29 protein-coding genes and 1 tRNA gene are annotated in these 25,762 nt (G+C 65.8%); 12 read left to right on the forward strand and 18 right to left on the reverse strand.

Translation table 11 applies throughout. The features are described 5' to 3' along the window. Positions 1-27: 27 nt before the first annotated feature. From BKG60_RS21345 to BKG60_RS21360, 4 genes are read right to left on the reverse strand one after another with little or no spacing between them, the layout of a single operon-like run. Complete coding sequence (locus tag BKG60_RS21345; protein ID WP_070946216.1) at positions 28-534, reverse strand: (2Fe-2S)-binding protein; 507 nt, start codon at positions 532-534, stop codon at positions 28-30. Continuing rightward, positions 527-1,411, reverse strand: coding sequence for an FAD binding domain-containing protein (locus tag BKG60_RS21350; protein WP_070946217.1), 885 nt, complete (start codon positions 1,409-1,411; stop codon positions 527-529). The genes BKG60_RS21345 and BKG60_RS21350 overlap by 8 nt, the downstream gene beginning before the upstream one ends. Continuing rightward, positions 1,408-2,109 carry an SRPBCC family protein gene (locus tag BKG60_RS21355; protein WP_070185277.1) on the reverse strand — a complete coding sequence of 234 codons (702 nt, stop codon included), beginning with the start codon at positions 2,107-2,109 and terminating at the stop codon, positions 1,408-1,410. Before BKG60_RS21355 ends, BKG60_RS21350 begins: the two co-directional genes overlap by 4 nt. Before the next feature lie 26 nt (positions 2,110-2,135). After that, positions 2,136-4,508, reverse strand: coding sequence for a xanthine dehydrogenase family protein molybdopterin-binding subunit (locus BKG60_RS21360; protein WP_070946218.1), 2,373 nt, complete (start codon positions 4,506-4,508; stop codon positions 2,136-2,138). A 116-nt stretch (positions 4,509-4,624) separates the two neighbouring features. On the opposite strand from BKG60_RS21360, the gene BKG60_RS21365 reads away from it, so the two are divergent. From BKG60_RS21365 to BKG60_RS32075, 4 genes are all read left to right on the forward strand, one after another. Continuing rightward, the gene (locus tag BKG60_RS21365; protein WP_070946219.1) at positions 4,625-5,278 is read left to right on the forward strand and encodes a M15 family metallopeptidase; all 654 of its coding nucleotides are present in this window, start codon (positions 4,625-4,627) and stop codon (positions 5,276-5,278) included. A 96-nt stretch (positions 5,279-5,374) separates the two neighbouring features. Beyond that, a complete protein-coding gene (locus BKG60_RS21370) occupies positions 5,375-6,079 on the forward strand; it encodes a cutinase family protein (RefSeq protein ID WP_070946220.1) in 705 nt (234 codons plus the stop codon). Between the two features lie 90 nt (positions 6,080-6,169). Further along, positions 6,170-7,315, forward strand: a complete 1,146-nt coding sequence (locus BKG60_RS21375; RefSeq protein WP_070185273.1) for a glycoside hydrolase 5 family protein — start codon at positions 6,170-6,172, stop codon at positions 7,313-7,315. A gap of 32 nt (positions 7,316-7,347) precedes the next feature. After that, positions 7,348-7,509, forward strand: a complete 162-nt coding sequence (locus BKG60_RS32075) for a hypothetical protein (protein WP_159437510.1) — start codon at positions 7,348-7,350, stop codon at positions 7,507-7,509. 4 nt (positions 7,510-7,513) lie between these two features. On the opposite strand, the gene BKG60_RS21380 is transcribed toward BKG60_RS32075, so the two are convergent. The 3 genes from BKG60_RS21380 to BKG60_RS21390 all read right to left on the reverse strand — a co-directional run bounded on the left by BKG60_RS21380 (position 7,514) and on the right by BKG60_RS21390 (position 8,878). Then, a complete protein-coding gene (locus BKG60_RS21380) occupies positions 7,514-7,918 on the reverse strand; it encodes an HNH endonuclease (RefSeq protein WP_070185272.1) in 405 nt (134 codons plus the stop codon). Positions 7,919-7,960: 42 nt separating this feature from the next. Further along, positions 7,961-8,035: transfer RNA gene (locus BKG60_RS21385), tRNA-Thr, on the reverse strand. Positions 8,036-8,062: 27 nt separating this feature from the next. Further along, positions 8,063-8,878: a hypothetical protein gene (locus tag BKG60_RS21390; RefSeq protein WP_070185271.1), complete on the reverse strand. Its 816-nt coding sequence runs from the start codon at positions 8,876-8,878 to the stop codon at positions 8,063-8,065. A 96-nt stretch (positions 8,879-8,974) separates the two neighbouring features. Between BKG60_RS21390 and BKG60_RS21395 the strand changes: the two genes are divergently transcribed. Both BKG60_RS21395 and BKG60_RS21400 read left to right on the forward strand, forming a co-directional pair. Further along, positions 8,975-9,694 (forward strand): response regulator transcription factor, encoded by a 720-nt coding sequence (locus BKG60_RS21395; protein WP_003879841.1) that lies wholly within the window; start codon positions 8,975-8,977, stop codon positions 9,692-9,694. Between the two features lie 31 nt (positions 9,695-9,725). Then, on the forward strand, positions 9,726-11,159 hold the full coding sequence (locus BKG60_RS21400) for a sensor histidine kinase (protein ID WP_083283953.1): 1,434 nt from the start codon (positions 9,726-9,728) through the stop codon (positions 11,157-11,159). On the opposite strand, the gene BKG60_RS21405 is transcribed toward BKG60_RS21400, so the two are convergent. From BKG60_RS21405 to BKG60_RS21450, 10 genes are all read right to left on the reverse strand, one after another. Then, positions 11,128-11,535, reverse strand: a complete 408-nt coding sequence (locus BKG60_RS21405; RefSeq protein ID WP_070185270.1) for an HIT family protein — start codon at positions 11,533-11,535, stop codon at positions 11,128-11,130. The two genes, BKG60_RS21400 and BKG60_RS21405, sit on opposite strands and share 32 nt — an antisense overlap. A 61-nt stretch (positions 11,536-11,596) precedes the next feature. Further along, positions 11,597-12,460, reverse strand: coding sequence for an SDR family NAD(P)-dependent oxidoreductase (locus BKG60_RS21410; RefSeq protein WP_234998177.1), 864 nt, complete (start codon positions 12,458-12,460; stop codon positions 11,597-11,599). Beyond that, on the reverse strand, positions 12,450-12,878 hold the full coding sequence (locus BKG60_RS21415; protein ID WP_036447481.1) for a nuclear transport factor 2 family protein: 429 nt from the start codon (positions 12,876-12,878) through the stop codon (positions 12,450-12,452). Before BKG60_RS21415 ends, BKG60_RS21410 begins: the two co-directional genes overlap by 11 nt. 79 nt (positions 12,879-12,957) lie before the next feature. After that, the gene (locus BKG60_RS21420; RefSeq protein WP_003879847.1) at positions 12,958-14,091 is read right to left on the reverse strand and encodes an NDMA-dependent alcohol dehydrogenase; all 1,134 of its coding nucleotides are present in this window, start codon (positions 14,089-14,091) and stop codon (positions 12,958-12,960) included. Between the two features lie 92 nt (positions 14,092-14,183). Next, a complete protein-coding gene (locus BKG60_RS21425) occupies positions 14,184-14,723 on the reverse strand; it encodes a nuclear transport factor 2 family protein (RefSeq protein ID WP_064848664.1) in 540 nt (179 codons plus the stop codon). A 2-nt stretch (positions 14,724-14,725) separates the two neighbouring features. Then, positions 14,726-14,932, reverse strand: a complete 207-nt coding sequence (locus tag BKG60_RS21430) for a ferredoxin (RefSeq protein ID WP_065457680.1) — start codon at positions 14,930-14,932, stop codon at positions 14,726-14,728. A gap of 4 nt (positions 14,933-14,936) precedes the next feature. Further along, entirely contained in the window at positions 14,937-16,337 is a 1,401-nt protein-coding gene (locus tag BKG60_RS21435) for a cytochrome P450 (protein WP_070185269.1), read from the reverse strand. A gap of 7 nt (positions 16,338-16,344) precedes the next feature. Then, on the reverse strand, positions 16,345-17,154 hold the full coding sequence (locus tag BKG60_RS21440; RefSeq protein WP_070185268.1) for an SDR family oxidoreductase: 810 nt from the start codon (positions 17,152-17,154) through the stop codon (positions 16,345-16,347). Further along, positions 17,155-18,357, reverse strand: a complete 1,203-nt coding sequence (locus BKG60_RS21445; RefSeq protein ID WP_070185267.1) for a cytochrome P450 — start codon at positions 18,355-18,357, stop codon at positions 17,155-17,157. Continuing rightward, the gene (locus BKG60_RS21450; RefSeq protein ID WP_070185266.1) at positions 18,354-18,971 is read right to left on the reverse strand and encodes a TetR/AcrR family transcriptional regulator; all 618 of its coding nucleotides are present in this window, start codon (positions 18,969-18,971) and stop codon (positions 18,354-18,356) included. Before BKG60_RS21450 ends, BKG60_RS21445 begins: the two co-directional genes overlap by 4 nt. Before the next feature lie 188 nt (positions 18,972-19,159). On the opposite strand from BKG60_RS21450, the gene BKG60_RS21455 reads away from it, so the two are divergent. The 6 genes from BKG60_RS21455 (at position 19,160) to BKG60_RS21480 (ending at position 24,714) form a co-directional block, all read left to right on the forward strand. Beyond that, positions 19,160-20,629 (forward strand): aldehyde dehydrogenase, encoded by a 1,470-nt coding sequence (locus BKG60_RS21455; protein ID WP_070185298.1) that lies wholly within the window; start codon positions 19,160-19,162, stop codon positions 20,627-20,629. Positions 20,630-20,711: 82 nt separating this feature from the next. After that, a complete protein-coding gene (locus BKG60_RS21460; protein WP_070185297.1) occupies positions 20,712-21,464 on the forward strand; it encodes an SDR family oxidoreductase in 753 nt (250 codons plus the stop codon). Beyond that, the gene (locus tag BKG60_RS21465; protein ID WP_070946221.1) at positions 21,461-22,306 is read left to right on the forward strand and encodes an NAD(P)-dependent oxidoreductase; all 846 of its coding nucleotides are present in this window, start codon (positions 21,461-21,463) and stop codon (positions 22,304-22,306) included. Before BKG60_RS21460 ends, BKG60_RS21465 begins: the two co-directional genes overlap by 4 nt. Positions 22,307-22,317: 11 nt before the next feature. Continuing rightward, positions 22,318-22,761, forward strand: coding sequence for a carboxymuconolactone decarboxylase family protein (locus tag BKG60_RS21470; protein WP_070946222.1), 444 nt, complete (start codon positions 22,318-22,320; stop codon positions 22,759-22,761). Next, positions 22,751-23,977, forward strand: coding sequence for a hypothetical protein (locus BKG60_RS21475; protein ID WP_070946223.1), 1,227 nt, complete (start codon positions 22,751-22,753; stop codon positions 23,975-23,977). The genes BKG60_RS21470 and BKG60_RS21475 overlap by 11 nt, the downstream gene beginning before the upstream one ends. 56 nt (positions 23,978-24,033) lie before the next feature. Beyond that, the gene (locus tag BKG60_RS21480) at positions 24,034-24,714 is read left to right on the forward strand and encodes a DUF5642 family protein (RefSeq protein WP_131823413.1); all 681 of its coding nucleotides are present in this window, start codon (positions 24,034-24,036) and stop codon (positions 24,712-24,714) included. Between the two features lie 10 nt (positions 24,715-24,724). On the opposite strand, the gene BKG60_RS32210 is transcribed toward BKG60_RS21480, so the two are convergent. After that, positions 24,725-25,744 (reverse strand): EspA/EspE family type VII secretion system effector, encoded by a 1,020-nt coding sequence (locus BKG60_RS32210; RefSeq protein ID WP_207549604.1) that lies wholly within the window; start codon positions 25,742-25,744, stop codon positions 24,725-24,727. Positions 25,745-25,762 lie beyond the last annotated feature (18 nt).

Genomic DNA, 25,762 nt, shown 5'->3' on the forward strand with positions numbered 1-25,762 from the left:
ATGCCGTCGGTGTCGCCATGAGTTGGCCTACTGTTGGCCGGCCGAGTCGAGCTCCGCGTTGCCTTCCGCGTGTTCGCAAACCCGGTGCACGGCGGTCACGATGCCCTGATACCCGGTGCAGCGGCAGAAGTTTCCCGACAACCCCTCGCGGATCTCGCCATCGGTGGGATTCGGGTTGTCGCGCAGCATCGCGGTGATCGAGGTGACGAATCCCGGTGTGCAGAAGCCACATTGCAGCCCGTGGCACTCCTTGAGTGCGGTCTGCACAGGGGACAGCTCGCCGTCCGGTCCGGCGATGCCCTCGACCGTGGTCACTTCCTGTCCGTCCACCTGAACCGCGAACAGCAGGCAGGACCGGACGGCCTGCCCGTCCAGCAGAACCGTGCAGGCGCCGCAGGCGCCGTGCTCGCAGCCGAGGTGGGTGCCCGTGAGACCGCAGGTGTCCCGCAGGAAGTCGGCCAGCGTGACGCGGGGTTCGACCACCCCCTGGTAGTCCCGCCCGTTGACCGAAACCGCAACTGGCAGTTCATGCATTGAGGGCCTCCTCGGCGTGCGTGGTTGCCTGGGTCCAGGCGCGGGATACCATGGCGGCCCCCACCCGGGCCCGGTATGACGCCGAGCCTTGCAGGTCGGCGGGAATGTCGCTGAGTTCGGGCATCGCCAACCGGCCGATCTCGTCGGCGGTGAGGCCGCCGATCGGGGTGCCGATCACCGCCGCTTCGGCCGCGGTGGCCCGCAGTGGGGTGGAGCCGAGCCCGAGCAGTCCGATGCCGCAGCGGGTGATCCGGTCGTCCTCGTCGAGTTCGATTCCGACGACGGCCCCGGCGATCGCGAAATCGCCGTGTCGCCGTGCGAATTCGGCGATCCCGAAACCGCTGCGGCCCGATGCCACCGGGAAGCGCACCGCGGTGAGGATCTCGTCTGAGGCCAGCGCGGTCTCCCACAGGCCGGTGAAGAACTCGGCGGCCGGGATGGCCCGGGTGCCGCGGGATGAGGTCGCCTCGATCGTGGCGTCGAGTGCCAGGGCGACAGCCGCGTACTCTGCCGCCGGGTCGGCATGCGCGATCGCCCCGCCCAGCGTGCCGCGGCTGCGGATCTGGAAGTGCCCGATGTGCGGTGTGGCCAGGGTCAGCAGCGGCACCGAATCGGCGATCTCGTCGTCCAGTCCCACCATGGCGTGCGGGGTGGCCGCACCGATCCGAACCTCATTGTCCTGCAGCGCGATGTCGTCCAGTTCGGAGAGTCGTGAGATGTCGATCAGGTTGTCGAAGTGGGTCAGGCGCATCGACAGCATCGGCACCAGGCTCTGACCGCCCGCCAGGACCTTGGCGTCCTCGCCGTACTCGCTCAGCATGCCGACTGCCTCGGCGACCGAGGTGGGCCGGTGATAGGCGAAGGGGGCGGGTTTCATGACACCAACCGCAGCAGTGCGGCCTGCAGGTCCTCGGTGCTCAGCCCACTGGACTTTCGCTTGTTGCGTCCGGTCCGGCCGATCAAGAAGCCGAGCACGCCTGCGGCCGCGGCCGCGCCGATCGCCGGGGCGAAGCGCTTGGCCATCGGCACGGCCATCACTTTGGCCAGCGCGAGTGCGTTGATCGGGGCGGCCTCCTGGGCCGGCTGTTCGGCGGCCGTTGCGGCCGAGCCGGTTTGGGCCTGCGTCGTCTCGCCGACCAGCTCGGCCTCCAGGCTGCGGGCGAACTGGTCGATCAGGCTGCCGGCCACGTCTGCCAGCACGCCCCGGCCGAACTGGGCTGCCTTGCCGGAAATGGCGAGATCGGTGGTGACCACGACCAGTGTGGAATCGGCGCCTTCGTCCTTGAGCTGTGCGGTCACGACCGCCGAGGCGGTGCCGCTGCCGCGGGTCTCCTTGCCGTTGGCTTTGAGGACCACCCGCTGTGCTGCCGCGTCCTTCTCCTGGAATGTCGCATCGCCCTTGTAGGACACCGTGATCGGGCCGACCTTCACCTTGACGGCACCCGTGAAGTCGTCACCGTCGACGCTCAGCAGGGTGGCGCCGGGCAGGCAGGGTGCGACGCGCTCGACGTCGGTGAGCACCTCCCAGGTTTTCGCCGCCGGCACCGCGACCCGGAATTCGTTGTTGAGCTCCACGATTGGTGGTCCCTTCCTAGAGGTTTCTACGAGTGGTGTTCCTGCGCCAGCTCGATGGCTTCGACGATGGCTGCCGGAGTGGCGGGCAGGGTGGTCAGGGTGACGCCGAGCGGGGCCAGTGCATCGTTGACGGCGTTTATCACCGCGGGTGTCGAGCCGATGGCCCCACCCTCACCCGCACCCTTGTAGCCACCGACGCCGGGTCCCGGGATCTCGACATGGCCGTACTCGATCGTCGGGACTTCGGTGGTGGTGGGCAGCAGGTAGTCGACAAATGTCGAGGACAACGGGTTTCCGGCGTCGTCATAGGACAGCTTCTCCAGCAGCGCGCCGCCGATGCCCTGCACGGTGCCGCCGGCGATCTGGCCTTCGACCACGTTGGGGTTGATCATCGGACCAACATCCTCGCTGACGATGTAGCGCGTGAGGGTGACGTGCCCGGTGATCACGTCGACCTCGCACGTGCAGGCGTGGGTGGCGTTGGCCCAGTGGATCGGGGCGGTGGGCGGTGCGGTGTACCGGGCGGTGGCTTCCAGGGAAGCTGAGGTGCCGGGCGGAAGCATCTGCGGCTCGTAGTGGGCGCGGTAGGCCAGATCGGCGAAGCTGACGCTCTTTTCGGGATCGTGGCGCGCCGTCGCCTTGGACCCGCCGAGTTCGATCTCGGACTCCTCGACCTCGAGCCGGGCCGCGGCCATCGCGACGAGCTGTTTGCGCAGGATGGTTCCGGCCTCGTTGACCGCACCCGCGGTCATCGGGGCGCTGCGGCTGCCCTGGGTTCCTGCGCCGTACGGCGTCACCGCGGTATCGCCCTGAATGGTGGCGACATCGTCGATGTCGGCACCCAGGGCGTCGGCGGTGAGCTGAATAACGGTGGTTTCCAAGCTGTTTCCGGTGGAACCGCCGTTGACGTAGACGTTGATCTTGCCGGTCGGTTCCATCCGGATCGTGCAGCCCTCGCTGGCCAGGTGGCCGGTGGCTGCACCGGTGGGTTCGATGTAGGCCGAGAAGCCGAGTCCGAGGTAACGGCCCTGGGCCAGCGCCTCGGCCTGCTCCTTGCGGAAGCCTTCGTGGTCGAGGATCTTGACGGCCTGCTCGAACGTCTCGATCGGGGCGACGTGGTCATACGGCATGCCGTTGGGGTTGAAGTACGGCATCTCGTCGCGGCGGAGCAGGTTCTTGCGCCGCAACTCGACGGGGTCCACACCCATCTTGCGGGCTGCGATGTCGAGAAGTATTTCGCGGGTGAGGGTTTCGTACTGCCACGGGCCGCGGTAGGCGTGCAGGCCGGCGGTGTTGGAGAACACGGTCTTGTAGTTGAAGCTGGCCTTGGGCACCCGGTACGGGCCGGGGAAGAACATGCCGATGGCCGCGGTGGTCAGCACGGGATAAGGGGTCGGGTAGGAGCCGACGTCTTGGATGAAGTCGATGTCGGCGGCCAGTATGGTGCCGTCCTCGTCGAAGGCCATGCGTACGTCGCCGTCGACGTGACGGGACTGCCCGGCCGACATCAGGTTTTCCCGGCGGTCCTCGATCCACTTGAGCGCTGTGCCTGATCGCGCGTGCGAGGTCGCACTGGAAACTTTGCGGGCGGCCAGCATGATGCACATGTCCTCGCGCATCGGGACCACCTTCTGGCCGAATCCGCCGCCGGTGTCGCGCATGATGACTCGCACATGCTGGGCCGGGATGCCGAGCAGGCGGGCCGCGAAAGCGCGCAGTTCGTGCGGAGTCTGGGTGGAGGCCCAGATGGTCAGCTCGCCTGAGGTCGCCGACCATTCGGTGACCATTCCCCGGCACTCGATCGGCACCGGCACGTGCATCTGCTGGTAGATGTGCTCGTTCACCACGTGCGCGGCTGAACTGAAGACCTCCTCGTCGGGAGGCATGCCGGCCATCCCGCCGGCATTGTTGTCCGGAAAGGCCTCGTGGACGGACACTTCCGAGGCCAATGCCTGCCGGAAGTCGGCGATCGCCGGAAGCGGTTCGTAGTCGACGTCGACCAGGTCGACGGCATCCTCGGCGAGGTAGCGGCTCTCGGCGATGACCAGCGCCACGGGATCTCCCACGAATTTGACCTCGCCCTCGGCCAGGGGCGGGCGCGGGGTGTCGGGGACGTCCTTGCCCGCGACGGCATGCCAGGCCTCCTTGACCTCCGGGTTGAGGTCGGCGGCGGTGAGCACGCAATGCACCCCGGGCAGCGCCAGGGCGGCGGCTGCGTCGATGCGGGTGAATTTGGCATGCGCGTACGGGCTGCGGACGAAGCAGGCATGCAGCATGCCGGGCCGCGTGACGTCGTCGACATAGGTGCCGCGTCCGGTGAGTAGTCGGGTGTCCTCGACCCGTTCGACCCGTCGGCCGGCATAGCGGGTTGCGACGGTCTCCGGTACGGCTGACGCCATAGGATCGCTCCAATCCGTCGGTTCACGTATGCGCAGTACTTATGCGCATAACCTAGCGGCCGCCGGAGGCTCCGACGCCGAATCAAGAGTGTGGTTATCGTACATCGGAAAGCAATATGCCTGAAGAAGAGAGTGTCATTTCCGCAGGATTGCGGTTACTGACCGGCACGGTACTGACGACTATCGCCATCGTCGCTGCGGTGGCCTCGGCGCCGCCGACGTTCGCCAGGCCCGCTGCCGAGGCCGGACTGGTCGACGTGCGCACCGTGGTGCCGGATGCAGTGGTCGACCTGCGGTACGCGACTCCCGACAATTTCGTCGGCCGGCGGCTCTATCCGGCCGGGGCACCCTGCCTGGTGCACGAATCCCTGGCCGCCGGGTTGGCCACCGCAGCGGCCGTGCTGCGGCCGGACAAGCTCGTCTTCTGGGACTGTTATCGGCCGCATGAGGTTCAGGTGCGGATGTTCGAAGTGGTGTCGAATCCCAACTGGGTGGCGCGGCCGGGACCGTACGCCCGCAGCCACGAGGCCGGCCGATCGGTGGACGTGACGATCGCCGGGGCCGACATGGGCACCGGTTTCGACGACTTCACCGAACGCAGCCGGGCTTATGCGACCGACGGGATCACCCCTGCCGCCCGAGCCAACCGGACCCGGCTGCGTGAGGCGATGGGCGCCGGCGGATTGACCGTGTATTCAGGGGAGTGGTGGCATTTCGACGGGCCGGGTGCCGCCGATCCGCGCCCCTACCTGGACGTCCCGCTCGGATAAGTTTCCCCTGGGTACTTGAGGCTTTTGTCCGCGTTTGGAATGTGTCAGCATGGGGAACCGTAACGTTCGTCACGATCCGGTAGGCGTGGAGTCGAAATGAACGTCCTCAAGCTGTTCCAGGGTGCGATGCTGATTGCCGCCTGCGCCCTACCAATCGCACCGATGCCCAACGCGTCGGCGCAACCACCGTGTCCAGACGTCGAGGTGGTCTTCGCCCGAGGAACCTACGAGCCGCCGGGTGTCGGCGGACCGGGACAGTCCTTCGTCGATGCGCTGCGTGCCCGCGTCGGGGAGCGTTCCGTCGAGGTGTACCCGGTGAACTACCAGGCCAGTGGGAACTTCGGGGACCGGATCGAGTTCGCCAGAACGGTGGTCGACGGCATCCGCGACGCATCCGACCACATCAAGGCGACGGCCAGGGACTGCCCGAAGACGAAGGTGGTCCTGGGCGGCTACTCCCAGGGCGCCGTCGTAGCCGGCTACACCACCGCGGCCACCGTGCCGGATGGCATCCCGCCGGAATACAAGCAATACATCCCCGAGCCCATGCCGGCCGCGGTTGCCGACCACGTGGCATCGGTGGTACTGCTCGGTGCGCCGTCCGACGAGTTCATGCGCGATATCGGCGCCCCGCAGATGGTGATCGGCCCGCGGTACAAGGACAAAACCATCGAGTTGTGCGAGCCCGGTGACACCATCTGTGACGGAACACCGGCCGGTGTACCCAACTTCGCCCACACCGCGTACGTCTTCAACGGGATGCCGGGCCAGGCCGCTGACTTCACCGTGGGCCGGCTCTGACCGGCCACGTAGATAACGATATGAAACCTCAATGGTTGCAATGTGATACGTGAGCCCAGGAGTTTTGCCCGACGCCACTATGTTCGCTGAGTGCACCGTCGAACGGCCCTGAAGATCCCGCTGGTACTGGCAGCAGCAGCGGCCCTCCCCCAAGCACTGGCCCCTCTTCCGGTGATCCCACGCGCGACCGCGGCGCCAGGCCAATGGCCGGTAGAGCGCGCCAATGCGTGGTATCAGGCGCAGGGCTGGCTCGTCGGCACCAACTTCATCACCTCGAACGCGATCAACCAGATCGAGATGTTCTCTGCAGGTACCTACGATGCGCGCCGCATCAACAGCGAATTGCAGGCGTGTCGACTGCTCGGATTCAACACGGTCCGGGTCTTCCTGCATGACCTGTTGTGGGCGCAGGACCGTGCCGGATTCCAAAGCAGGCTGGCCAATTTCGTCGGGATCGCAGCGCGTCAAGGAATCAAGCCGCTGTTTGTCTTCTTCGATTCGTGCTGGGATCCGAACCCGCAGCTCGGGGCGCAACGAGCGCCGACGCCCGGCGTGCACAACTCCGGCTGGGTGCAGAGCCCGGGTGCGCAACGCATCGACGATCCGCGTTACCGCCCGGTGCTGCGCGACTATGTGGTCGGGGTGATGAGCCAGTTCCGCAACGACGATCGGGTGCTGGGCTGGGACCTGTGGAACGAACCGGACAACCCTGCCAAGCAGTACCGCAAGGTCGAACGCAAGGACAAGATCGACGCGGTCGGAGGCCTGCTGCCGCAGGTGTTCGCGTGGGCACGCTCCGTCAATGCCGCGCAACCGTTGACCAGTGGCGTGTGGCAGGGCAGCTGGGATCGTGGAAACCGAAGCGAGATGGACAATTTCCAACTCGACAACTCCGACGTCATCTCCTTTCACTCCTACGCCGGGCCCGCCGAATTCGAAGCCCGCATCGCCGAGCTCGCACCGTTGGGCCGGCCGATCCTGTGCACCGAATACCTGGCGCGCGACCAGGGCAGCACGCTCGAAGGCGTGCTGCCGGTTGCCAAGCGGCACAACGTCGGTGCCTACAGCTGGGGATTGGTGGCCGGCAAGACCCAGACGTATTTCCCGTGGGATTCCTGGGACAAGCCCTACACCAAGGTGCCGAACGTGTGGTTCAGCGACCTGCTGCAGCCCGACGGGCGGCCATACAAGCAAAGCGAATACCAGACCCTGAAGAAGCTCACCACCCGGGTGTAGGCGTTTGAGCTTCGCCCATGTGGGTGACTCCATTGACTATGGATCAAAGCGACGGCGGCCGGCCGATACCGAAAGACGCGCGCAAAGTCACCGAGGGGCAAGCGGAACTGCAGGACGAATTCGACCGTCGGGGTGAGGATCCCGACGGTCCAGCGCTGCACGAGAGCCACGAGAACATCGCCGACGAGACGTGATCATCTAGAACGACTGGCCGTTGGCATAGCGCTGTCGGCGGAAGTAGCGGCCATTGCCTCGGTTGCGGCTCTTGTACGTCGGCAGTTGAGAGTCGCAGTTCGGACAGACCAACCTCAGGTTCTCCCGGCGATTGTTCGTCGGGTTCCCGTCGATGTGGTCCATGACGAACGTGAGCGGAAGGTCCTGCCACACACTGGTCGCGCTGCAGATGGCGCAACAGCCGGACTGGGCAACGGCGATGTATTCCCGGATGTAGTGATTCTGGCGGCTGTCCACCCATGCTTCGCCGGATTCGAGCCAGCGTTTGGTGCTTGCGTCGCGTCGGGCTGCCGCCTGACATGCATTACCGCAGTAGACCTTCTGACTGCGCTTCGTCAGTGGTGAACCACAGTTGCGACAGAGCCTCATGTGAGGAAGTTACTAACATGCACCGACAACAATCGATGCGTGTGGAGCCCCCTATCGGGATTGAACCGATGACCTACATATTACAAGTATGTTGCTCTACCACTGAGCTAAGGAGGCGGGTGGAACGCGCCCTAGCTTAACGGGTCACTCGTCGGCGTCGATAACTCGCTGGGAACTGACCGGCCGCGGGGAGCCCCGCCGGGACGAGCGACGGGGCAGCGGGATGCGGTCGGCGATGCTGCTGAGCGGGTTGACCACCTGGCTCAGTGTGATGACCGCATCGTGCAGTGCATCGATGGTGGGGGCCAGCGCCTCCAGTCCGGGCGCCAGCCGGTTCAGCGTGTCGGCCACGTCGGCGAGTTTGAGCAGCGGGCCATCGGGGTCGGTCAGGGTATCCAGCAGGCCGCCCTCGGCGAGCAGCCGGTCGGCCACGCCGTCCTCACGCAGCACCCGCTCGATGAGGCCGTCGTTTGCCAGCAGCTGATCGGCCAGCCCGCCTGGCGCGACCACCCGTGAGAGCGCGCCGTCATCGGTGGTGAGCCGGTCCAGCAGCCCGCCCTCCATGGTGACCTGGTCCACCAGCCCACCGGGGGCCACCGCCCGGGCCACCGCGCCGTTGTCCGCGGTCAGCCGGTCCAGCATGCCGCCCTCAGCCGTTAGCTGATCGACCAGCCCGCCTGGTCGCAGCAAACGGTTGATCGGGCCGTCGGGCGCCAGTGCCCGACCCAGCGGGGCGTCGTCGTCCAACAACCGCGCGAGCCGGTTCGCGCGCTCGACCGCATCATCGATCCCGAACAGCGAGGCCATCGATGACCTGCTGGTGAGCGGGTTCGCATCGGTGATTCCGCGTTGCACGGCGTTGAGCGTCTCGTTGGCGATGCCGAGTCCGGCGTCGGCCACGGCCAACCCGATGCGCACGGGCGCGGTAGCAACCTGGACCAGCGTCTTGCCGAGGTTCATGGGCGTCAGTGTAGTTACCCGCGTCACAGCTAAACTCACAGGAAGTGCACAGCGTGCATGCAGGTTGAGTTCAAGAGGCACGATCAACATCAGAGAATGGCCATGCCTGCAGTTCCTGAGAGCGTCCCCGAAGCCCGAATCCTCGTCGTCGACGACGAGGCCAACATCGTCGAGCTGCTGTCCGTCAGCTTGAAGTTCCAGGGTTTCGAGGTGCACACCGCGTCCAACGGTGCTGCGGCCCTCGACAAGGCCAGGGAAGTCCGCCCCGATGCGGTGATTCTCGACGTGATGATGCCCGGCATGGACGGTTTCGGGTTGCTGCGCCGGCTGCGCGCGGACGGCATCGACGCGCCGGCCTTGTTCCTCACCGCGCGCGACAGCCTGCAGGACAAGATCGCCGGGCTCACCCTCGGCGGAGATGACTACGTGACCAAGCCGTTCAGCCTCGAAGAGGTGGTGGCCCGGCTGCGGGTGATCTTGCGCCGGTCCGGCCGGGGAGTGGAGGAACCGCGCAGCGCCAAGCTGTCGTTCGCCGACATCGAACTCGACGAGGACACGCACGAGGTGTGGAAGGCGGGCGAGCCCGTCTCGCTCTCGCCTACGGAGTTCACCCTGCTGCGGTACTTCATCATCAACGCGGGCACGGTGCTGTCCAAGCCGAAGATTCTCGACCACGTGTGGCGCTACGACTTCGGTGGCGACGTCAACGTCGTCGAGTCGTACGTGTCCTACCTGCGCCGCAAGATCGACACCGGAGACAAGCGCCTGCTGCACACCCTGCGCGGGGTCGGTTACGTTTTGCGTGAGCCGCGCTGACGGCCGGCCAGTCAGCGGCATACTTTTACCGGTGTTGGACCGGGTAGAACGGCGCGGGGTGCCGTTGCGCGTCGGCCTGGTGGCCGTCGCACTGGTCTTGGTGGCATGCGGTCTGCTGGCCTCCGGCGTCGCGGTCACTTCGATCATGCGGCACACCGAGGTCAACCGCATCGATCAGACGCTGCTCGATGCCGCGGGCAGCTGGGCACAGGAGCCGCGCCAACTGCCCTCGACGCCGCTGGTAGGTCCGAATCCGGCGCGTCCGCCATCGAACTTTTACGTCCGCGGCGTCGATCAGGACGGCCGAACCTGGATCGCGATCAACGACCGCGAGGCCGAACCGGAGTTGCCTGACGACAACGATGTCGGCCCGGTCCCCGTGACCGTCGAGTCTGTCGGGGCCTCCGATGTGCAGTGGCGGGCCATGACGGTCCGGGGCCCGAACGGTGAGCGCACCACGGTCGCGATCGACCTGTCCGACGTCCAGTCGTCGGTGCGGGCGTTGATCTGGTCGCAGGTCGGCATCGGCACGGTCGTGCTGCTGGTGCTCGGTATCGTCGGCTACGCCGTCGTACACCGCAGCCTGCGTCCGCTCGTCGAAGTGGAACGTACGGCCGCGGCGATCGCGGCCGGCCAGTTGGATCGCCGTGTCCCCGAACGGGATCCGCGTACCGAGGTGGGCCGGTTGTCGTCCGCGCTGAACGGCATGCTCGCACAGATCCAGCGGGCGGTGGCCTCCTCGGAGGCCTCGGCCGAGCAGGCGCGTACGTCCGAGGAACGGATGCGCCGCTTCATCACCGACGCCAGCCATGAACTGCGTACCCCGCTCACCACGATCCGCGGATTCGCCGAGCTCTACCGCCAGGGCGCTGCCCGCGACGTCGAGATGCTGATGGGGCGCATCGAGAGTGAGTCCCGGCGGATGGGCCTGCTGGTCGAGGATCTGCTGCTGCTGGCCCGTCTGGATGCGCAGCGGCCGCTGGATCAGCATCGCGTCGACCTGCTGACCCTGGCGACCGACGCCGTGCACGATACGCAGTCGATCGCACCGGGCCGCCGGGTACGCATGGAGGTGTTCGACGGTCCCGGCACCCCCGAGGTGCTCGGCGACGAAGCCCGCCTGCGTCAGGTGCTGAGCAACCTGGTGGCCAACGCGGTGCAGCACACCCCGGACACCGCCGGGATCACGGTGCGGGTCGGCACCGACGACGACCACGCCATCATCGAGGTGTGCGACGAAGGTCCGGGCATGAGCCAGGACGATGCGCGGCGGGTGTTCGAGCGGTTCTACCGCGCCGACAGCTCACGCACCCGGGCCAGTGGCGGCACCGGGTTGGGCCTGTCGATCGTGCATTCGTTGGTGCTGGCTCACGGCGGCACGGTCACGGTCACCACCGCGCCCGGTCAGGGCTGCCGGTTCACCGTCAGCTTGCCTAGGATTGCAGATCTGCCAGCGCGGCCTTGATCTTGGTCTGTGCCTCGTCGAGGGACTCGGCCGACGGATTGTTGTCGACGTGCGCGAAGCCGAAGTCGGTCAGGTTGTAGGCCGGGAACACGTGCACGTGCAGGTGCGGCACCTCAAGGCCGGCGATGATCACGCCGGCCCGCTGTGCACCGAAGGCCCGGCACACAGCCTTGCCGATCAGCTGTGACACCTCCATCACCCGGCCGAAGACGGCGGGTTCGACGTCCTGCCAGTTGTCGATCTCGGCCCGGGGCACCACGAGGGTGTGGCCCTGCGTCATCGGCGCGATGGTGAGGAACGCGACGATGTCATCGTCCTCATAGACGAATCGCCCGGGCAATTCTCCGTTGATGATCTTCGTGAAGACGGACGCCATGTCGCAAGCATAGTGAGGCCGCGAAGCCGCCAAGCGCGAGCGTGAAGCCTCCCGAACCCGGTCAGGCCCCGGAGATGGCCGCGTGCAATTCCCCGACCGTCCACGGCGGCGTGCTGTGATGGTCGCGGTATCCGATGAAACCGGTTGAGGGTCGCGCGAATTCGCCGATGAACCCGCCCGCGGCGATGAAGATGCGGCCGGTCACGCCCTTGGCCTCGTCGCTGACCAGGTAGGCGTACGTCGGGGCGACGTATTCCGGTGGAGCGGCGTCCAGCGCGCCCTGCATGCTGACGTCGTCGAGCAGGCCGCGGCGGTTGAGCTCGGCGATGTGCTGCTCGTAGTCGGACCCGGTGGACAGCCGGGTGCGGGCACCCGGGCACACCACGTTGGCCCGCACCCCGTGTTCTTTGAGCTCGGCGGCGATCGCCAGGGTCAGCCCGTTGACCGCGCCTTTGCCCGCGGGGTAGCCGCTGCCTCCGTAATCGCCGAGAAAGGCGAAGGAGCTGGTGTTGACGATGGCGCCGCCGCCTTGGGCCACCATCTTCGGCGCCGCCGCGCGGCAGGTTTCGAACACTGTGCCCAGGTGCGCGTCGAGCAGCTCGTGAAATTCGGCACTGGTCACATTGAGGATGGACGATCCCGCCGGTTCGGCGGTCCCGGCACAGTTGACCAGGATGTCGACCCGGCCGAACTCGGCGACACAGGTGTCGACGAGCGCGTCGGCCACCTTGGGGTCGGCAGGTGACCCGGCATGCGCGACACCGGAAACCCGCTGTGCCGCAGCGGCTGCCGCATCGGCGTCGCGACCGTTGACCACCACACCCGCGCCCTGGGCGGCGAGCAGTTCGGCAACTGCCAGCCCGATGCCGCGGGTGCCGCCGACAACGATCGCGCCGCGGCCGGCGAGCGGGCCGCTAATCGGCATCTGCCTCGGCGAACTGCATGGCCTCCAGGTTCCAGTAGCCGCGCAGGTTGGTGATCAGACCTTCGTCGTTCACCTTGTAGGTGAAGACGCCGCGCACGGTGGCGGTGAATCCGTTCGGAAACTTGGTGCGCAGCACCAGGATGTACGCGATCTCGTTCGGCGAGCTGGACGGGAACGTCTCCTCGCACGTGACGGTCAGCTCGTTCGGCCCGATGTTGGCGTCGTAGAAAGCACCGAGGGCTTCCTTGCCGCGCACGCCGGTACCGTCGGGGTTGGTGACGGCCTCCCCGATCGGGTCCTCGACCAGGACGTCGTCGGCCATGAGCGCCAGCCAGCCCTCACGATCACCGGATTGCACGCACTTCCAGGACGACCGCGAGGCCACGACCACGGGTGTCTCGGTGTGTGTTTCGGTCACGTAATTCCCTTCCTACCCAATAAGTTGTGGAGCCGTAGCCGTATTGAGGACGGCTACGGCTCCACAAATCGCAGAGTGGTCAGCGATCGGCATCCGTGTAGCGGATGACGCCGCGGATGTTGCGACCTTCCAGCATGTCGGCGTAGCCGTCGTTGATCTGCTCGAGCTTGTACTGCCGGGTGACCATGTCGTCGAGGTTCAACCGGCCCGCCTTGTACATGCTCAGCAGCTGCGGGATGTCGTGGTGCGGGTTGCCGCCGCCGAAGATGGTGCCCTGCAGGCGCTTCTGCAGCAGCGTCAGCATCGACAGGTTGAGCTTCACGTCGTTGCTGGCCATGTTGGCGACGGCGGTGGCCACCACGGTGCCGCCCTTGGCGGTGATGTTCATGTAGTGGTCGATGTCCTCGCCCTTGAGCTCACCGACGGTGACGATCGTCTTGTGCGCCATCCGGCCCTGGGTGACCTCTGCGACGCCGGCCATCGCGGAGAAGATGTCGGGGTAGGCGTGGGTGGCGCCGAACTTCAGCGCGTTGTCCCGTTTGAACTCAACGGGATCCACCGCGAAGACGTTGCGCGCGCCTGCGGCCAGCGCGCCCTGCAGCGCGCCGGTGCCGACACCGCCGACCCCGACGATGACGACGTCGTCGCCGGGGCGGACGTCACCGCTGCGCACGGCCGAGCCGTAGCCGGTGGTGACACCGCAGCCCACGAGGCAGGCCACCTCGAACGGGATGGACGGATCGATCTTCACGACCGAGCTCTTGTGCACCACCATGTACGGGCTGAAGGTGCCCAGCAGGGTCATCGGGATGACGGGCTGGCCGTTCTTGACCGCGTGGATACGGTGGGTGCCGTCGGACACGGCGGTGCCGGCCAGCAGGCCCGCGCCCAGATCGCACAGGTTCCGCAGGCCCTCCTGGCACGCCGGACATTCACCGCAGGACGGGATGAACGACAGCACGACGTGGTCGCCGGGCTGAATGTGGTCGACACCCGGGCCGACCTCGGTGACGATGCCTGCGCCTTCGTGGCCGCCGAGCACCGGGAACCCTGCCATCGGGATGTCGCCGGTCACCAGGTGGTGGTCCGAATGGCACATACCGGAGGCTTCCATCTGGATCTTGACCTCGTCCTTGACGGGGTCACCGATCTCGATCTCCTCGATGGTCCACGGTTGGTTGAACTCCCAGATGAGAGCGCCTTTGGTCTTCATCACGTGTGCCTTCCACTAGAGCCGTTGACCACAGACTAGAGCTATTAGTTGCGTGGGTCACACCCACCCCCAAGCAACTGCTTGGCCGGGAGCTACCAGATCTTCACGGGAGCTTCGCCGAGCGGGTAGTAGCCCGGCAGTTTCTCGCCGGCCAGGCTGCGCTCGATGCGCTTCTGCATGGTGGGGGTGAGGTCGCCGGACTCGATGAGCTTCAGGAACGCCTTCTGAACGTGGCCGAAATCGAAGAAGTCCCGCTGCCACTCGATGAGCAGTTGATCGTTGAGCCGGAACCAGCTACCGCCGATGCCGTAGATCTCGTCGCGGCTGCCGTCGCTCTTGTTGGCGATCTGCTTCCAGAAGCCGACGATCTCGTTCTGCTTCTCGTCGATCAGCACCCGCTGGTATTCGTAGACCCAGTTCTCCAGGCCTTCCATCTCCAGACCCAGTGCCACGTCGCGGATTTCGTCGCGGCCGACGCACATCACGTCTTCCTTGGGGCCGATGTTCCAGCCGTAGGTGGCATCTTCGGTGTAGAAGTCGGCCAGCGGCTTCCAGTCACCGGCCTTCTCGGCTTCCTGATTGGCCTTGAGCCAGCGATCCGACCAGGCTTCCAGTTCGTTTCTCGACGCCATTGTCATTCCTTCTCTGTGATGGATAGAGCGCGGGTAGGACACATTTCGACAGCCATCTCCACGGCATCGCGGAGCTCGTCGGGTGGCTCGTGATCGAGGATTTCGACGACGCCGCGTTTGGGCACCCGGAATACGTCCGGCGCTTCGAGCTCGCACATGGCGTGGCCCTGGCACAGATCCTCGTCGACCTCAACGCGGTAGCAGCCCATGGGACTAAACCTCTTCGATTCCCCGGTCGCTGCGCTCCTGCCCGCCGGCGACTCGCTTGCGGTATCGCACCTTGGCCGGCCGTGCCAGCTGGACCACCATCTTCGAATGGTCGTTCTGGTAGCTCTCGGGCGGCTGTGCCATCTCGAATTCATACTCGCGCAACAGGACCGAGAAGATCGCCTTGATCTGCATCTGGGCGAACGCGGCCCCGACGCAGCGATGCTTGCCGGCCCCGAAGGGGATCCAGGTCCACCGGTTGATCAGGTCTTCCTGGCGCGGCTTCTCGTACCGGTCCGGGTCGAAGGCGTCCGGGTCGGGGAAGTCCTCGGGGATCCGGTTGGAGATGGCCGGGGAAGCCGCGACCATCTGGCCCTTGTGGATCGGGAAGCCGGCCACTTCGAACTCATCCTGGGCCACCCGCATCAGGATGATCAGGGGCGGGTGCAGGCGCAGGGTTTCCTTGAGCGCATTGTCGATGTTGGGAATCTGCCGCAGCGCATGGAAACTCACCTCTTGGCCGTCGGCGTACAGGTCGTCGAGCTCCTGCTGGACCTTGGCGTAGAAGTCCGGGTGGCGCAGCAGTTCGATCAGCGTCCAGGACGACGTTCCCGAGCTGGTGTGGTGGCCGGCGAACATCAGTGAGATGAACATGCCGGTGACCTCGTTGGCGGAGAAGCGCGGATTGCCCTCCTCGTCCTTGATGGACACCAGAACGTCGAGCAGGTCACGATCGCTCTTGTCGGTGGGCGGGTTGGCGATTCGCCCGTTCATCACCTCTTGGACCAGTTCCACCAGGTTGGCCCTGGCCTCGTCGCGAACCCGGAAACTCTCGATGTCCAGGTAGGGGTCGACGTAGCAGAGCGGATCGGTGCCGCGCTCCAGCAGGTGATAGAAGTTGGCGAACCGGGAATCGAGCTGATTGCGGAACTTCGGCCCGATGAGGCAGGCCGTCGACGTGTAGATGGTGAGCTCGGAGAAGAACTCCAGCAGGTCGATTTCCCCGCTCTCACCCCAGTTCTCGATCATCCGCCGCACCTCGTGCTCGATGGTCGCGGCGTGCCCCTTCATCTGCTCACCGCGCAGCGCGGTGTTGTGCAGCATCTCGGCGCGGCGCTCGGGGTCGGCGTCGAACACCACACCCTCGCCGAAGATCGGGGTCATGAACGGGTAGGCCTCGGCCTGGTTCAGTTCGCTGTCGCTGGAGCGGAAGAAGAACTCGTTGGCCTCCGCGCCGCTCAGCAGCACCACCTGCTTGTCGGCCAGCTGGAACCAGCCCACGTCACCGCACTCGTCGCGGATGCGTTGCATCAGGCCGATCGGGTCGGTGCGGAATTCCTCGAGGTGGCCGTGCTCTTCCTCACCACCGGAAACCCGTTGAACTTCTTTGAGTTCAGAGCTCGTCATGTTCTACTCAGCCTTCCACTCTCAGCTTCTGGCGATCCTTGACGTCGGACAACGGCGCCTCGGGCTGAATCTCCAGTTCGGCGATGAAGCCGCCACGGGGGGTCTCCGCGACGAAGGTGATGGCCCGCGCGAGATCGGCCGCGCGCAGGAAGTAGTCGTGCCGGGCCTGACCCCACTTGGCCCAGTCCTCCAGCATCTCGCCTACCTTGTCCATCGGCGCGCTCCAGCCCATGGCGGTCTTGGTGGGCCCGGGGTGGACGACGGAGGCGCGCACACCGGTGCCCTCCAGTTCCATCTGCAAGGTCTTGGCCATGCCCAGCAGGCCGGCCTTGGCGGCGCCGTAGCCGCCCATGTACGGCCGCGGCCGCAGGGACACATCAGAGCCGACGAAGATGATGTCACCGCGGCGGCGCTCGACCATGCCCGGAAGCACTGCGGTGGCAAGGCGATTGGCGCCAATGAGGTGAATCTGAACTTGATTCTCGAATTCGTCGGTGCTGATCTCGTGGAGCTGGCCGAAGAAGGTGTCACCCGCGCCGGCCACGAGCAGCTCGATGTCGCCGAGCGCCTCGGTGGCGCCGTGGACGAACGACTTGACCGACTCCGCGTCGGTGACGTCGAGCGGCAAAGCGATCGCCTCGCCGCCCGCGGCCGTGATCTGGTCGACGAGCTCCTGGCACTTCTCGACGCGGCGTGCGCCGAGGGCAACCGGGAAGCCGTGTGCGGCCAGCTCGGTTGCCGTGGCGGCACCGATGCCGGACGACGCGCCGGCGACGATTGCCGGTCGACGGTCGGGATGGGGTTCGAAACGAGCCATTTAACGCGCCTTTACGGTCATTGGAAGGTGCGCGAATCCGCGGACGGAACTTGAGTGAACGCGGACGGCATTGGCCTCGTCTACCTCGTATCCGCGAATTCGCTTGAACAACTCGGTCAGTGCCACCCGGGCCTCCATGCGCGCCAGGTGCGCGCCGAGGCAGAAGTGGGCACCACTGCCGAAACTCACTAATTTCGGGCCGATCTCGCGATCGATCCGATACTCGTCGGGATTCTCGAAGACGCGTTCGTCGCGGTTCGCCGAGCCGATCAGCAACACCAGCACGTCGCCGGCGGGCACCGTGGTGTCGTAGTACGTCTGGTCTTCGGTGACCAGCCGGGCCAGGATCTGGCTGGAGGCGTCATAGCGCAGCGTCTCCTCGACCCAGGGCACCACCAAGTCGTGGTTGTCGAACACCGGCGCCAGCTGAGCGGGATTCTTGTAGCCCCAATATGCGGCGTTGGCAAGGAGTTTGGTGGTCGTCTCGTTACCCGCCACCACCATCAGGAACAGGAAGGCCATGATCTCGTCGTCGGTGAGCCGGTCTCCGTCGATCTCGGCCTCCACCAGCGCCGACGTCAGATCGTCGGTGCGGTTTTTGCGGCGCTGCTTCACCATGTCGGCGTAGTAGACCAGCAGTTCACCCGAGGCCGCGATGGCGGATTCGGGCACATCGGCGACGCCGTCTTCGCGGTGCATGACACCGTCGGCCAGCGCTCGGATGCGAACCCGGTCTTCTTCCGGCACGCCCATCAGTTCGGAGATGACATCCATGGGCAGCTTGCCGGCGAAATCGTCGACGTAGTCGAAAGTGGTGCTCTGCAGTGCCGTATCGAGGTGCTGGTGGGCGATCTCGGTGACCCGGCCCTCCAGTTCGCGGATACGCCGAGGAGTGAAGCCTTTGGATACCAGGGTGCGCAGCCGGAGGTGGCCGGGATCGTCGAGGGCCAGGAACGACATCACCCGATGTGCCTCGTCGTTACGGGAGATCGGGTCGAGGGACACGCCGTGCTTGTTGGACAGCGTGACGCTGTTGCGGAACCCGGCCACCACGTCCTTGTGCCGCGACAGGGCCCAGAACTTGAGATCGTCGTTGCGGTACAGCGGGGCCTCGTCGCGCAGCCGGCGGTAGTACGGGTATGGATCTTCGTGAAAGTCGTAGTCGTAGGGGTCGAGGATCACCCCGACTTGCTTCAAGCTCATTGGTCTTTGTCTTCTCCCAAGACGAGGCCGACAACGTAGGTCAGCCGATCGGCGATCTGGTGGTAGGTGAATGCGCCGCTGCCTGCGTTGACCAGCGCGCCGAAGAACGTCATCTCCAAGGCGGACACGATGCGGGGATCGGCGTCCGGGCCGACGGCCGAGCGGATGCGTTTGTGGATCTCGGCGCCGATGCGGTCACGCACCTTGCGCACCGCCGGATCGGTGCCGCCGCCGAGCAGGGCCGTGGTGCAGGCGGCCGCCACCTCGGGCTCGTCGGCGACAACCAGGGTCAGCGCCCGCAACGCCTTGTCGACGCGGGTGGTCATGGAGTCGTTGACGTCGGTGAAATACGGGCAACGACTGACCAGGTCCAGGTACATCTCGGCGATCAGGTGGTTCTTCGACGAGAAGTATGTGTAGGCCGTGGCCGGTGCGACCCCGGCGCGTGCGGCGACCGCACGCACCGTCAGATCGGCATACGACGATTCGCGCAACATCTCGGTTCCGGCGGTCAGGACCTTGCGGAAGGTCTCCTCCTGCCGGCGGTTGCGCGGGGCCTGCCGGTCTGGCTCCGGAGCTGGTTCTGTGACTGCGGACACCGCATCGCTGGACACATGTCCAAGTTATCCGACGATGTCGTAGTTGGGCAAGTACGGATCGCTAAAGACGGCAGTGAACTGGGTATTTTGGCGTTGTATGACGTGGGCGAGGGCCCGCCCTTGCGGCTCGACATTGTCTGCGGCTATCGTTCGAGACGAGACAGCCGGACAGTTGTCCAGAATCTTCTGAAGTGGAGTTCCCGATGCCGGTACTGGCCGATCGCCAGAGTCAACTGTTGATCGACGGCAAACTCGTCGCCGGGGGCGGCGGAGTATTCGAGACCGTCAACCCCGCCACCGAGGAGGTGCTGGGCGTCGCCGCCGACGCGAACGCCGAGGACATGGGCAATGCCATCGAAGCGGCCCGTCGCGCATTCGACGACACCGACTGGTCGACGAACACCGCGCTGCGGGTGCGTTGCTTGCGTCAGCTACGTGATGCGTTGCGCGAAAACATCGAGGATCTGCGGGAACTGACGATCGCCGAGGTGGGCGCCCCACGCATGCTCACCGCCGGGGCCCAGCTGGAAGGCCCGATCGATGATCTGGCATTTTCGGCCGACACCGCAGAGAACTACGAGTGGACAACCGATCTCGGCTACGCCACCCCGCAGGGCATCCCGACCAACCGCAAGATCGCCCGTGAGGCCGTCGGCGTCGTCGGCGCCATCACCCCGTGGAACTTCCCGCACCAGATCAACCTGGCCAAGGTCGGCCCGGCCCTGGCCGCGGGCAACACCCTGATCCTCAAGCCGGCCCCGGACACGCCATGGGCGGCCGCGGCCATCGGCCAGATCATCGCCGAGCAGACCGACTTCCCGGCCGGCGTGATCAACATCGTCACTTCCAACGATCACGCGGTAGGCGCCCTGCTGTCCAAAGATCCTCGGGTGGACATGGTTTCGTTCACCGGGTCCACCGCGACCGGCCGCGCCGTGATGACGGATGCGGCGCTCACCCTCAAGAAAGTGTTCCTCGAGTTGGGTGGCAAGTCGGCCTTCCTGGTGCTCGATGACGCCGACCTGGCCGGGGCCTGCTCGATGGCAGCCTTCACGGTGGCCATGCACGCCGGTCAGGGGTGTGCGATCACCACCCGGCTGGTGGTCCCACGGGCCCGTTACGACGAGGCCGTCGAGGCCGCCGCGGCCACCCTCGGCGGGATCAAGCCGGGCGACCCCAACAGCAAGCGCACCGTGTGCGGTCCGCTGATCTCGGCCCGCCAGCGCGACCGGGTGCAGTCCTACCTGGACCTGGCGCTGCAGGAAGGCGGCCGGTTCGCCTGTGGCGGTGGACGTCCCGCCGATCTGGACACCGGCTTCTTCATCGAGCCGACCGTGATCGCCGGCCTGGACAACAACGCGCGGGTATCGCGCGAGGAGATCTTCGGCCCGGTGCTGACCGTGATCGCCCACGACGGCGATGACGACGCCGTGCGGATCGCCAACGACTCGCCATACGGGTTGTCGGGCACGGTGTTCTCCGGCGACGATGCCCGCGCCCAGGCCGTGGCCGCGCGCATGCGCGTCGGCACCGTCAACGTCAACGGCGGCATCTGGTACTCGGCCGATGCCCCGTTCGGCGGCTACAAGCAGTCCGGAATCGGCCGCGAGATGGGTGTGGCCGGCTTCGAGGAATACACCGAAATCAAGTGCGTCGCGACCCTCGCGAACTAGGACGGTGCCCAGTGGCCAGTTATGACACGCCTTCTCGTGAAGGCCGTGCACTAACTGGCCATTCGGCGGGAAAGGAATGAACATGGGACAGTTCGACAACAAGGTGGCCATTGTCACCGGTGCCGGTGGCGGGATCGGCCAGGCCTACGCCGAGGCGCTGGCGCGCGAGGGTGCCGCGGTCGTGGTGGCCGACATCAACACCGAAGGTGCGACGAAGGTCGCCGACGGCATCAAGGGCGAGGGCGGCAACGCCCTGGCGGTGCGGGTCGACGTCTCCGACATCGACTCGGCCAAGGACATGGCGGCCCAGACGCTGTCGGAGTTCGGTGGCATCGACTACCTGGTGAACAACGCCGCGATCTTCGGCGGCATGAAGCTGGACTTCCTGCTCACCGTCGACTGGGACTACTACAAGAAGTTCATGAGCGTGAACCTCGATGGCGCGCTGGTGTGCACCCGCGCGGTATACCGCAAGATGGCCAAGCGTGGTGGCGGCGCGATCGTCAACCAGTCCTCCACGGCGGCGTGGCTGTACGCCAACTACTACGGCCTGGCCAAGGTCGGCATCAACGGCCTGACCCAGCAGCTGTCGCGTGAGCTCGGCGGGCAGAACATCCGCATCAACGCCATCGCGCCCGGCCCGATCGACACCGAAGCCAATCGGACCACCACGCCCAAGGAGATGGTGGACGACATCGTCAAGGGAATCCCGTTGTCGCGCATGGGGCAGCCGGAAGACCTGGTCGGCATGTGCTTGTTCCTGTTGAGCGATCAGGCCAAGTGGATCACCGGCCAGATCTTCAATGTCGACGGCGGACAGATCATCCGGTCATGAGCCTCAAGTACGGGTACATCGGCCTGGGCAACATGGGCGCCCCGATGGCCAAGCGGCTGGCCGAATGGCCGGGCGGGTTCATCGTGTACGACGTGCGGGCCGAATCCATGGCGCCGTTCGAGGAGCTCGGCGCGACCCTGGCGGACGACGTCGCCGATGTCGCCCAAGCTGACATCATCAGCATCACGGTGCTCAACGACGAGCAGGTGCGTTCGGTGATCGCCGACCTGGCGCCAAAGATCAAGCCGGACACCGTGATCGTCATCCATTCGACGATCAGCGACACCACCGCGGCCGAGCTCGCCGAGCAGTACAAGCCGCAGGGGATCCACATCGTCGACGCCCCGGTCAGCGGTGGCGGCGCGGCTGCCGAGAAGGGTGAGCTGGCCATCATGGTCGGCGCCGAGCGGCCCGTCTACGAGCGGATCAAGCCGGCGCTCAAGCAGTTCGGCTCCATGGTGATCCACGCCGGCGAGCCCGGTGCCGGCACCCGCATGAAGCTGGCGCGCAACATGCTGACCTTCACCTCTTACGCCGCCGCGTGCGAGGCGATGAAGCTGGCCGAGGCCGCCGGGCTGGACCTGGGCGCGCTGGGTCGCGTGGTGCGGCACACCGATGCGCTGACCAGTGGCCCGGGCGCGATCATCGTGCGCGAGGACATGACCGAGCTGACTCCCGACCACTGGCTCTACGACGCCTTCACCCACACTCGTGGGCTGGGGGAGAAGGATCTGATCCTGGCCATCGGCCTGGGCGATGTTGTGGGAGTGGACCTTCCGTTGGCTCAGGTGGCCTTGCAACGGCTCGCTGAGGGCCTCGGCGTTCCGCACGAGAACGATTAGGAGAACTTTCCATGGACGAGTTGCGCGCCAGGGGCCTGGCCAAGATGAACGAGGTCTACGGCTGGGAGATGCCGAACATCGAGGGGGATCCGTACTTCGACCTCACCGTCGACCACCTCTTCGGCACCATCTGGAGCAAGCCAGGGTTGTCGATGCGCGAGAAGCGGCTGATGACGTTGACCGCGGTGACCGCCGTCGGCTCGCAGGACCTCGCGGAGATTCAGGTCAACGCCGCGCTGCTCAACGGCGAGTTCACCGAGGAAGAACTCAAGGACATCGCCATCTTCCTCACCCAGTACCTCGGCTTCCCACTCGGTTCCGGCCTCAACGGCACGGTGTCCAAGGTGGTGGCCAAGCGCCGCAAGGCCGCCGAGAAGGGACTGGCCGAGGACCGGAAGGCGAACGTCAACGCCGCGGTCAAGATGAATACCGGGAGCGAGCTCGATGACAAGTAGGTACGCCTCGCTGACCCGCGACGAGCTGGTCAAGTTGGTGCCCGAGCTGCTGCTCATGGGGCAGATGATCGACCGCTCCGGGATGGCCTGGTGCATCAGCAATTTCGGCCGTCCCGAGATGTTGCAGATCGCGATCGAGGAGTGGGCCGCGTCCAGCCCGATCTACACCCGGCGGATGCAGAAGGCGCTCAAGTACGAGGGCGTCGACGTCATCACCATCTTCAAGGGCCTGCAGCTCGATATCGGCGCCCCGCCGCAGTTCATGGATTTCCGCTACACCGTCCATGATCGCTGGCACGGCGAGTTCCACCTCGATCACTGCGGTGCACTGCTCGACGTCGAGCCGATGGGCGAGGACTACGTGCGCGGGATGTGCCACGACATCGAAGATCCGACCTTCGACGCCACGGCCCTGGCCACCAACCGCAAATGCCAGGTGCGTCCCATCCATCGGCCGCCCCGGACTCCGAGCGACCGGCAGCCGCACTGCGCCTGGACGGTGATCATCGACGAGTCCTATCCCGAGGTCGATGACATCCCCGCTCTCGAGGTGATCGGTAAGACCCGGGCCGCCCAAACGGTTTTGGATCCCATCGACCCGTCTGATGAGGGGGCATCCGACTACTCGGGGCCGTTGCTGTCGGACTTCGACTTCGCGGCGTTCTCGCACTCGGCGCTGGTCCGCATTGCCGACGAGGTGTGCCTGCAGATGCACTTGCTCAACCTGTCGTTCATTCTGGCGGTGGGGAAGCGGGCCGGGACCAATACCGCGTTGGCCACCGAGATCTGCACCAAGCAGCTCATCGGTGTGGCCGGACTGGGTGCCGAGCGCATCCACCGGGTGCTCGAGCTGCCGGGCGGTATCGAGGGGGCGACGCGGGTCCTCGAATTGCATCCGCTGTTGAATCCTTCGGCATACGTTGATGCGGAGTTCGGTCCCGACACGGTGACGGTCCGGCGCTCACCGGCGCACGAGGACGGTTCCTGGGTGGCGCTGACCGGACCTGCCGAGACCCGACCGTTGGAGGCCGTCGTCGCTGCCGTCAACCCCCGTCTCTCTGTAGAGGTTATCGGGTCGGACGCGGAATGGACGGCCCGGGTGATCGAAACCGAAACCGCGGCAAAGGAATTCGATGAGGTCGCGGTAACGAAGTTCAGCGGGGGTGCGTCGTTCGTGTTCGAGCCGCGGAAGTCGTTGCCGCTGACCGTGGTGTGATCCCCAGACCTGAAATCCCGCATCTCGGTGCCGGGCTGCGGGCTTAGGCTGGGGCAATGCTGAAAGCGTGTGGTCACGGAGTGGTGGCGGCGTTGGTGCTCCTCGCCGGATCACTGGCCGGCTGCTCGACCTCGGAGACCTTGACGTCTGGTTCACCGGCCGCGTCCCCCGATGCCTCACCGCCTCCGGTCGACCTGGCACGGCTGGCCGACTTGAAGGATGACTTTCCGCCCGGTCTCACGCCGGAACCGGCAGCGCCGACCAAGGTGGGATCCAAGTGGGCCTACCTGGTTGGCGATATCGTCTCCTCCGGCAAACCGTTCAACGTCGACCCACCGGCATGTCGATCCCTGCTTCAACCGGTCACCGCCGATGGCGATGCCGACAAGGCAGGCATCGGCGCAGGCGGTCCGCAGCCGCCATTGCTCGGTGTTGGCGTGACTACTCCGGTCTCGGTCCCGGTCCCCCTCCCGCCGACAGATTGCGACCGGATGACATTTGAGGTGGAGGGTGCGGTTCCCGATGGGACGGTCGAGCGGCTCAGCGCACCGACTGTCGATCGTGCGACCACCTACGGTCTGAAAGTCATCTATGACGCCGGCGTCGAATATCACTACGTCGCAATCTTGGACGGCCGCACCTACGTCGAGGTGGTGGCCCGCATGGCTCCGGACTTCCAACCGGATCCTTTGCTCCCGGACCTGCTGACCAAGGCGGTGACTGCGATCAGAAGGTAGTAAAGTGCGTCTACCTGGCTGGGCCCACGCGCGGGTCGGGTATCCAGGCGCCCCCGTTGGGCACCAGTTCGGTGTATCCGAACTTGCCGTACGTGCTTGGGTCGCCGGAGACGTACGGCGGTCGGTAATCGATCTTGGTGAGATCGACTGGTGCCTCCGGAGGGTCCTTCGGCCACATCGGGCCGCCCGGGGTCGGCACCCAAGTGCCTGAGCCAGGTACGAGCTCGGTGTATCCGGACGGACCGTACGTGCTCGGGTCACCGGCAACATACGGTGGTTTGTACACGATGTCGTTGTAGTCCAGTGGCGCCTGAACGGGCGTGGGCCGGTACAACGGGCTCTTGGGATCCGGCACCCAGGTGCCTGAATTCGGTACGAGCTCACGGTATCCGGGTGGGCCGAACGTTTTCGGATCATTCGGATCATACGGAGGCAACTGTTTGATGTCGCTGATATCGAATGTCGTCTCGGGCAACGAGTTCGGCTTCTTCTCGTCGTCGCTGAGTTGCGTTGCTTCGGGTTCGGCCTTGTCCTTGCCCTCCTCGCTGATCGCCGCGTATTCGCGGCCGATGCCACGCACACGTTCACCGATCGCGCTCATTTGATCGTTGGACTGTTGGATGACATCGCTGATCTGGCCGATCCCCTTGCTGGCGAGGATCATCCGCATGGTCTCGGCGGACTTGCCGGGCGGGATCGACGCCTCCATGCTCGACACCCAACTCTGGGTTTGCTCGAGATTCTGGCGGCCAACGGTGACGGCTGTCGCGGCCCGATTGCCTTCGGCGGCCATCCGCTGGTCGAGATCCGCGAGCTTGCCGTAGACGGCGGCATGTTCGGCGTTCCTTGCCGCGTAGGCCTGCGAGGCCGTACCCTGCCATCGTTCGTCGGGCGCTGCGGACTCGATCTTGGATTGCATCTCGCGAAGGTGACTGCCGTCGCCGAACTGGGAGCCGTCCCGTGGCGTGCCGGCACCGAATGTTTCCCGGGCTTGCGACCAGGTCGAGTAGAACGCATCCATCGCACCCATTGCGTTCGCCTCCTCGCT

The sequence above is a fragment of the Mycobacterium syngnathidarum genome (genome assembly GCF_001942625.1).
Classification (GTDB): domain Bacteria; phylum Actinomycetota; class Actinomycetes; order Mycobacteriales; family Mycobacteriaceae; genus Mycobacterium; species Mycobacterium syngnathidarum.

What these genes read in the sequence shown, in the direction of transcription:
- BKG60_RS21345 (WP_070946216.1), bottom strand. Translation starts at nt 534, where the DNA reads ATGCATGAACTGCCAGTTGCGGTTTCGGTCAACGGGCGGGACTACCAG.
- BKG60_RS21350 (WP_070946217.1), bottom strand. Translation starts at nt 1,411, where the DNA reads ATGAAACCCGCCCCCTTCGCCTATCACCGGCCCACCTCGGTCGCCGAG.
- BKG60_RS21360 (WP_070946218.1), bottom strand. Translation starts at nt 4,508, where the DNA reads ATGGCGTCAGCCGTACCGGAGACCGTCGCAACCCGCTATGCCGGCCGA.
- BKG60_RS21365 (WP_070946219.1), top strand. Translation starts at nt 4,625, where the DNA reads ATGCCTGAAGAAGAGAGTGTCATTTCCGCAGGATTGCGGTTACTGACC.
- BKG60_RS21370 (WP_070946220.1), top strand. Translation starts at nt 5,375, where the DNA reads ATGAACGTCCTCAAGCTGTTCCAGGGTGCGATGCTGATTGCCGCCTGC.
- BKG60_RS21380 (WP_070185272.1), bottom strand. Translation starts at nt 7,918, where the DNA reads ATGAGGCTCTGTCGCAACTGTGGTTCACCACTGACGAAGCGCAGTCAG.
- BKG60_RS21390 (WP_070185271.1), bottom strand. Translation starts at nt 8,878, where the DNA reads ATGAACCTCGGCAAGACGCTGGTCCAGGTTGCTACCGCGCCCGTGCGC.
- BKG60_RS21395 (WP_003879841.1), top strand. Translation starts at nt 8,975, where the DNA reads ATGGCCATGCCTGCAGTTCCTGAGAGCGTCCCCGAAGCCCGAATCCTC.
- BKG60_RS21405 (WP_070185270.1), bottom strand. Translation starts at nt 11,535, where the DNA reads ATGGCGTCCGTCTTCACGAAGATCATCAACGGAGAATTGCCCGGGCGA.
- BKG60_RS21410 (WP_234998177.1), bottom strand. Translation starts at nt 12,460, where the DNA reads ATGCCGATTAGCGGCCCGCTCGCCGGCCGCGGCGCGATCGTTGTCGGC.
- BKG60_RS21420 (WP_003879847.1), bottom strand. Translation starts at nt 14,091, where the DNA reads ATGAAGACCAAAGGCGCTCTCATCTGGGAGTTCAACCAACCGTGGACC.
- BKG60_RS21425 (WP_064848664.1), bottom strand. Translation starts at nt 14,723, where the DNA reads ATGGCGTCGAGAAACGAACTGGAAGCCTGGTCGGATCGCTGGCTCAAG.
- BKG60_RS21430 (WP_065457680.1), bottom strand. Translation starts at nt 14,932, where the DNA reads ATGGGCTGCTACCGCGTTGAGGTCGACGAGGATCTGTGCCAGGGCCAC.
- BKG60_RS21435 (WP_070185269.1), bottom strand. Translation starts at nt 16,337, where the DNA reads ATGACGAGCTCTGAACTCAAAGAAGTTCAACGGGTTTCCGGTGGTGAG.
- BKG60_RS21440 (WP_070185268.1), bottom strand. Translation starts at nt 17,154, where the DNA reads ATGGCTCGTTTCGAACCCCATCCCGACCGTCGACCGGCAATCGTCGCC.
- BKG60_RS21445 (WP_070185267.1), bottom strand. Translation starts at nt 18,357, where the DNA reads ATGAGCTTGAAGCAAGTCGGGGTGATCCTCGACCCCTACGACTACGAC.
- BKG60_RS21455 (WP_070185298.1), top strand. Translation starts at nt 19,160, where the DNA reads ATGCCGGTACTGGCCGATCGCCAGAGTCAACTGTTGATCGACGGCAAA.
- BKG60_RS21460 (WP_070185297.1), top strand. Translation starts at nt 20,712, where the DNA reads ATGGGACAGTTCGACAACAAGGTGGCCATTGTCACCGGTGCCGGTGGC.
- BKG60_RS21465 (WP_070946221.1), top strand. Translation starts at nt 21,461, where the DNA reads ATGAGCCTCAAGTACGGGTACATCGGCCTGGGCAACATGGGCGCCCCG.
- BKG60_RS21470 (WP_070946222.1), top strand. Translation starts at nt 22,318, where the DNA reads ATGGACGAGTTGCGCGCCAGGGGCCTGGCCAAGATGAACGAGGTCTAC.
- BKG60_RS21475 (WP_070946223.1), top strand. Translation starts at nt 22,751, where the DNA reads ATGACAAGTAGGTACGCCTCGCTGACCCGCGACGAGCTGGTCAAGTTG.
- BKG60_RS21480 (WP_131823413.1), top strand. Translation starts at nt 24,034, where the DNA reads ATGCTGAAAGCGTGTGGTCACGGAGTGGTGGCGGCGTTGGTGCTCCTC.
- BKG60_RS32210 (WP_207549604.1), bottom strand. Translation starts at nt 25,744, where the DNA reads ATGGGTGCGATGGATGCGTTCTACTCGACCTGGTCGCAAGCCCGGGAA.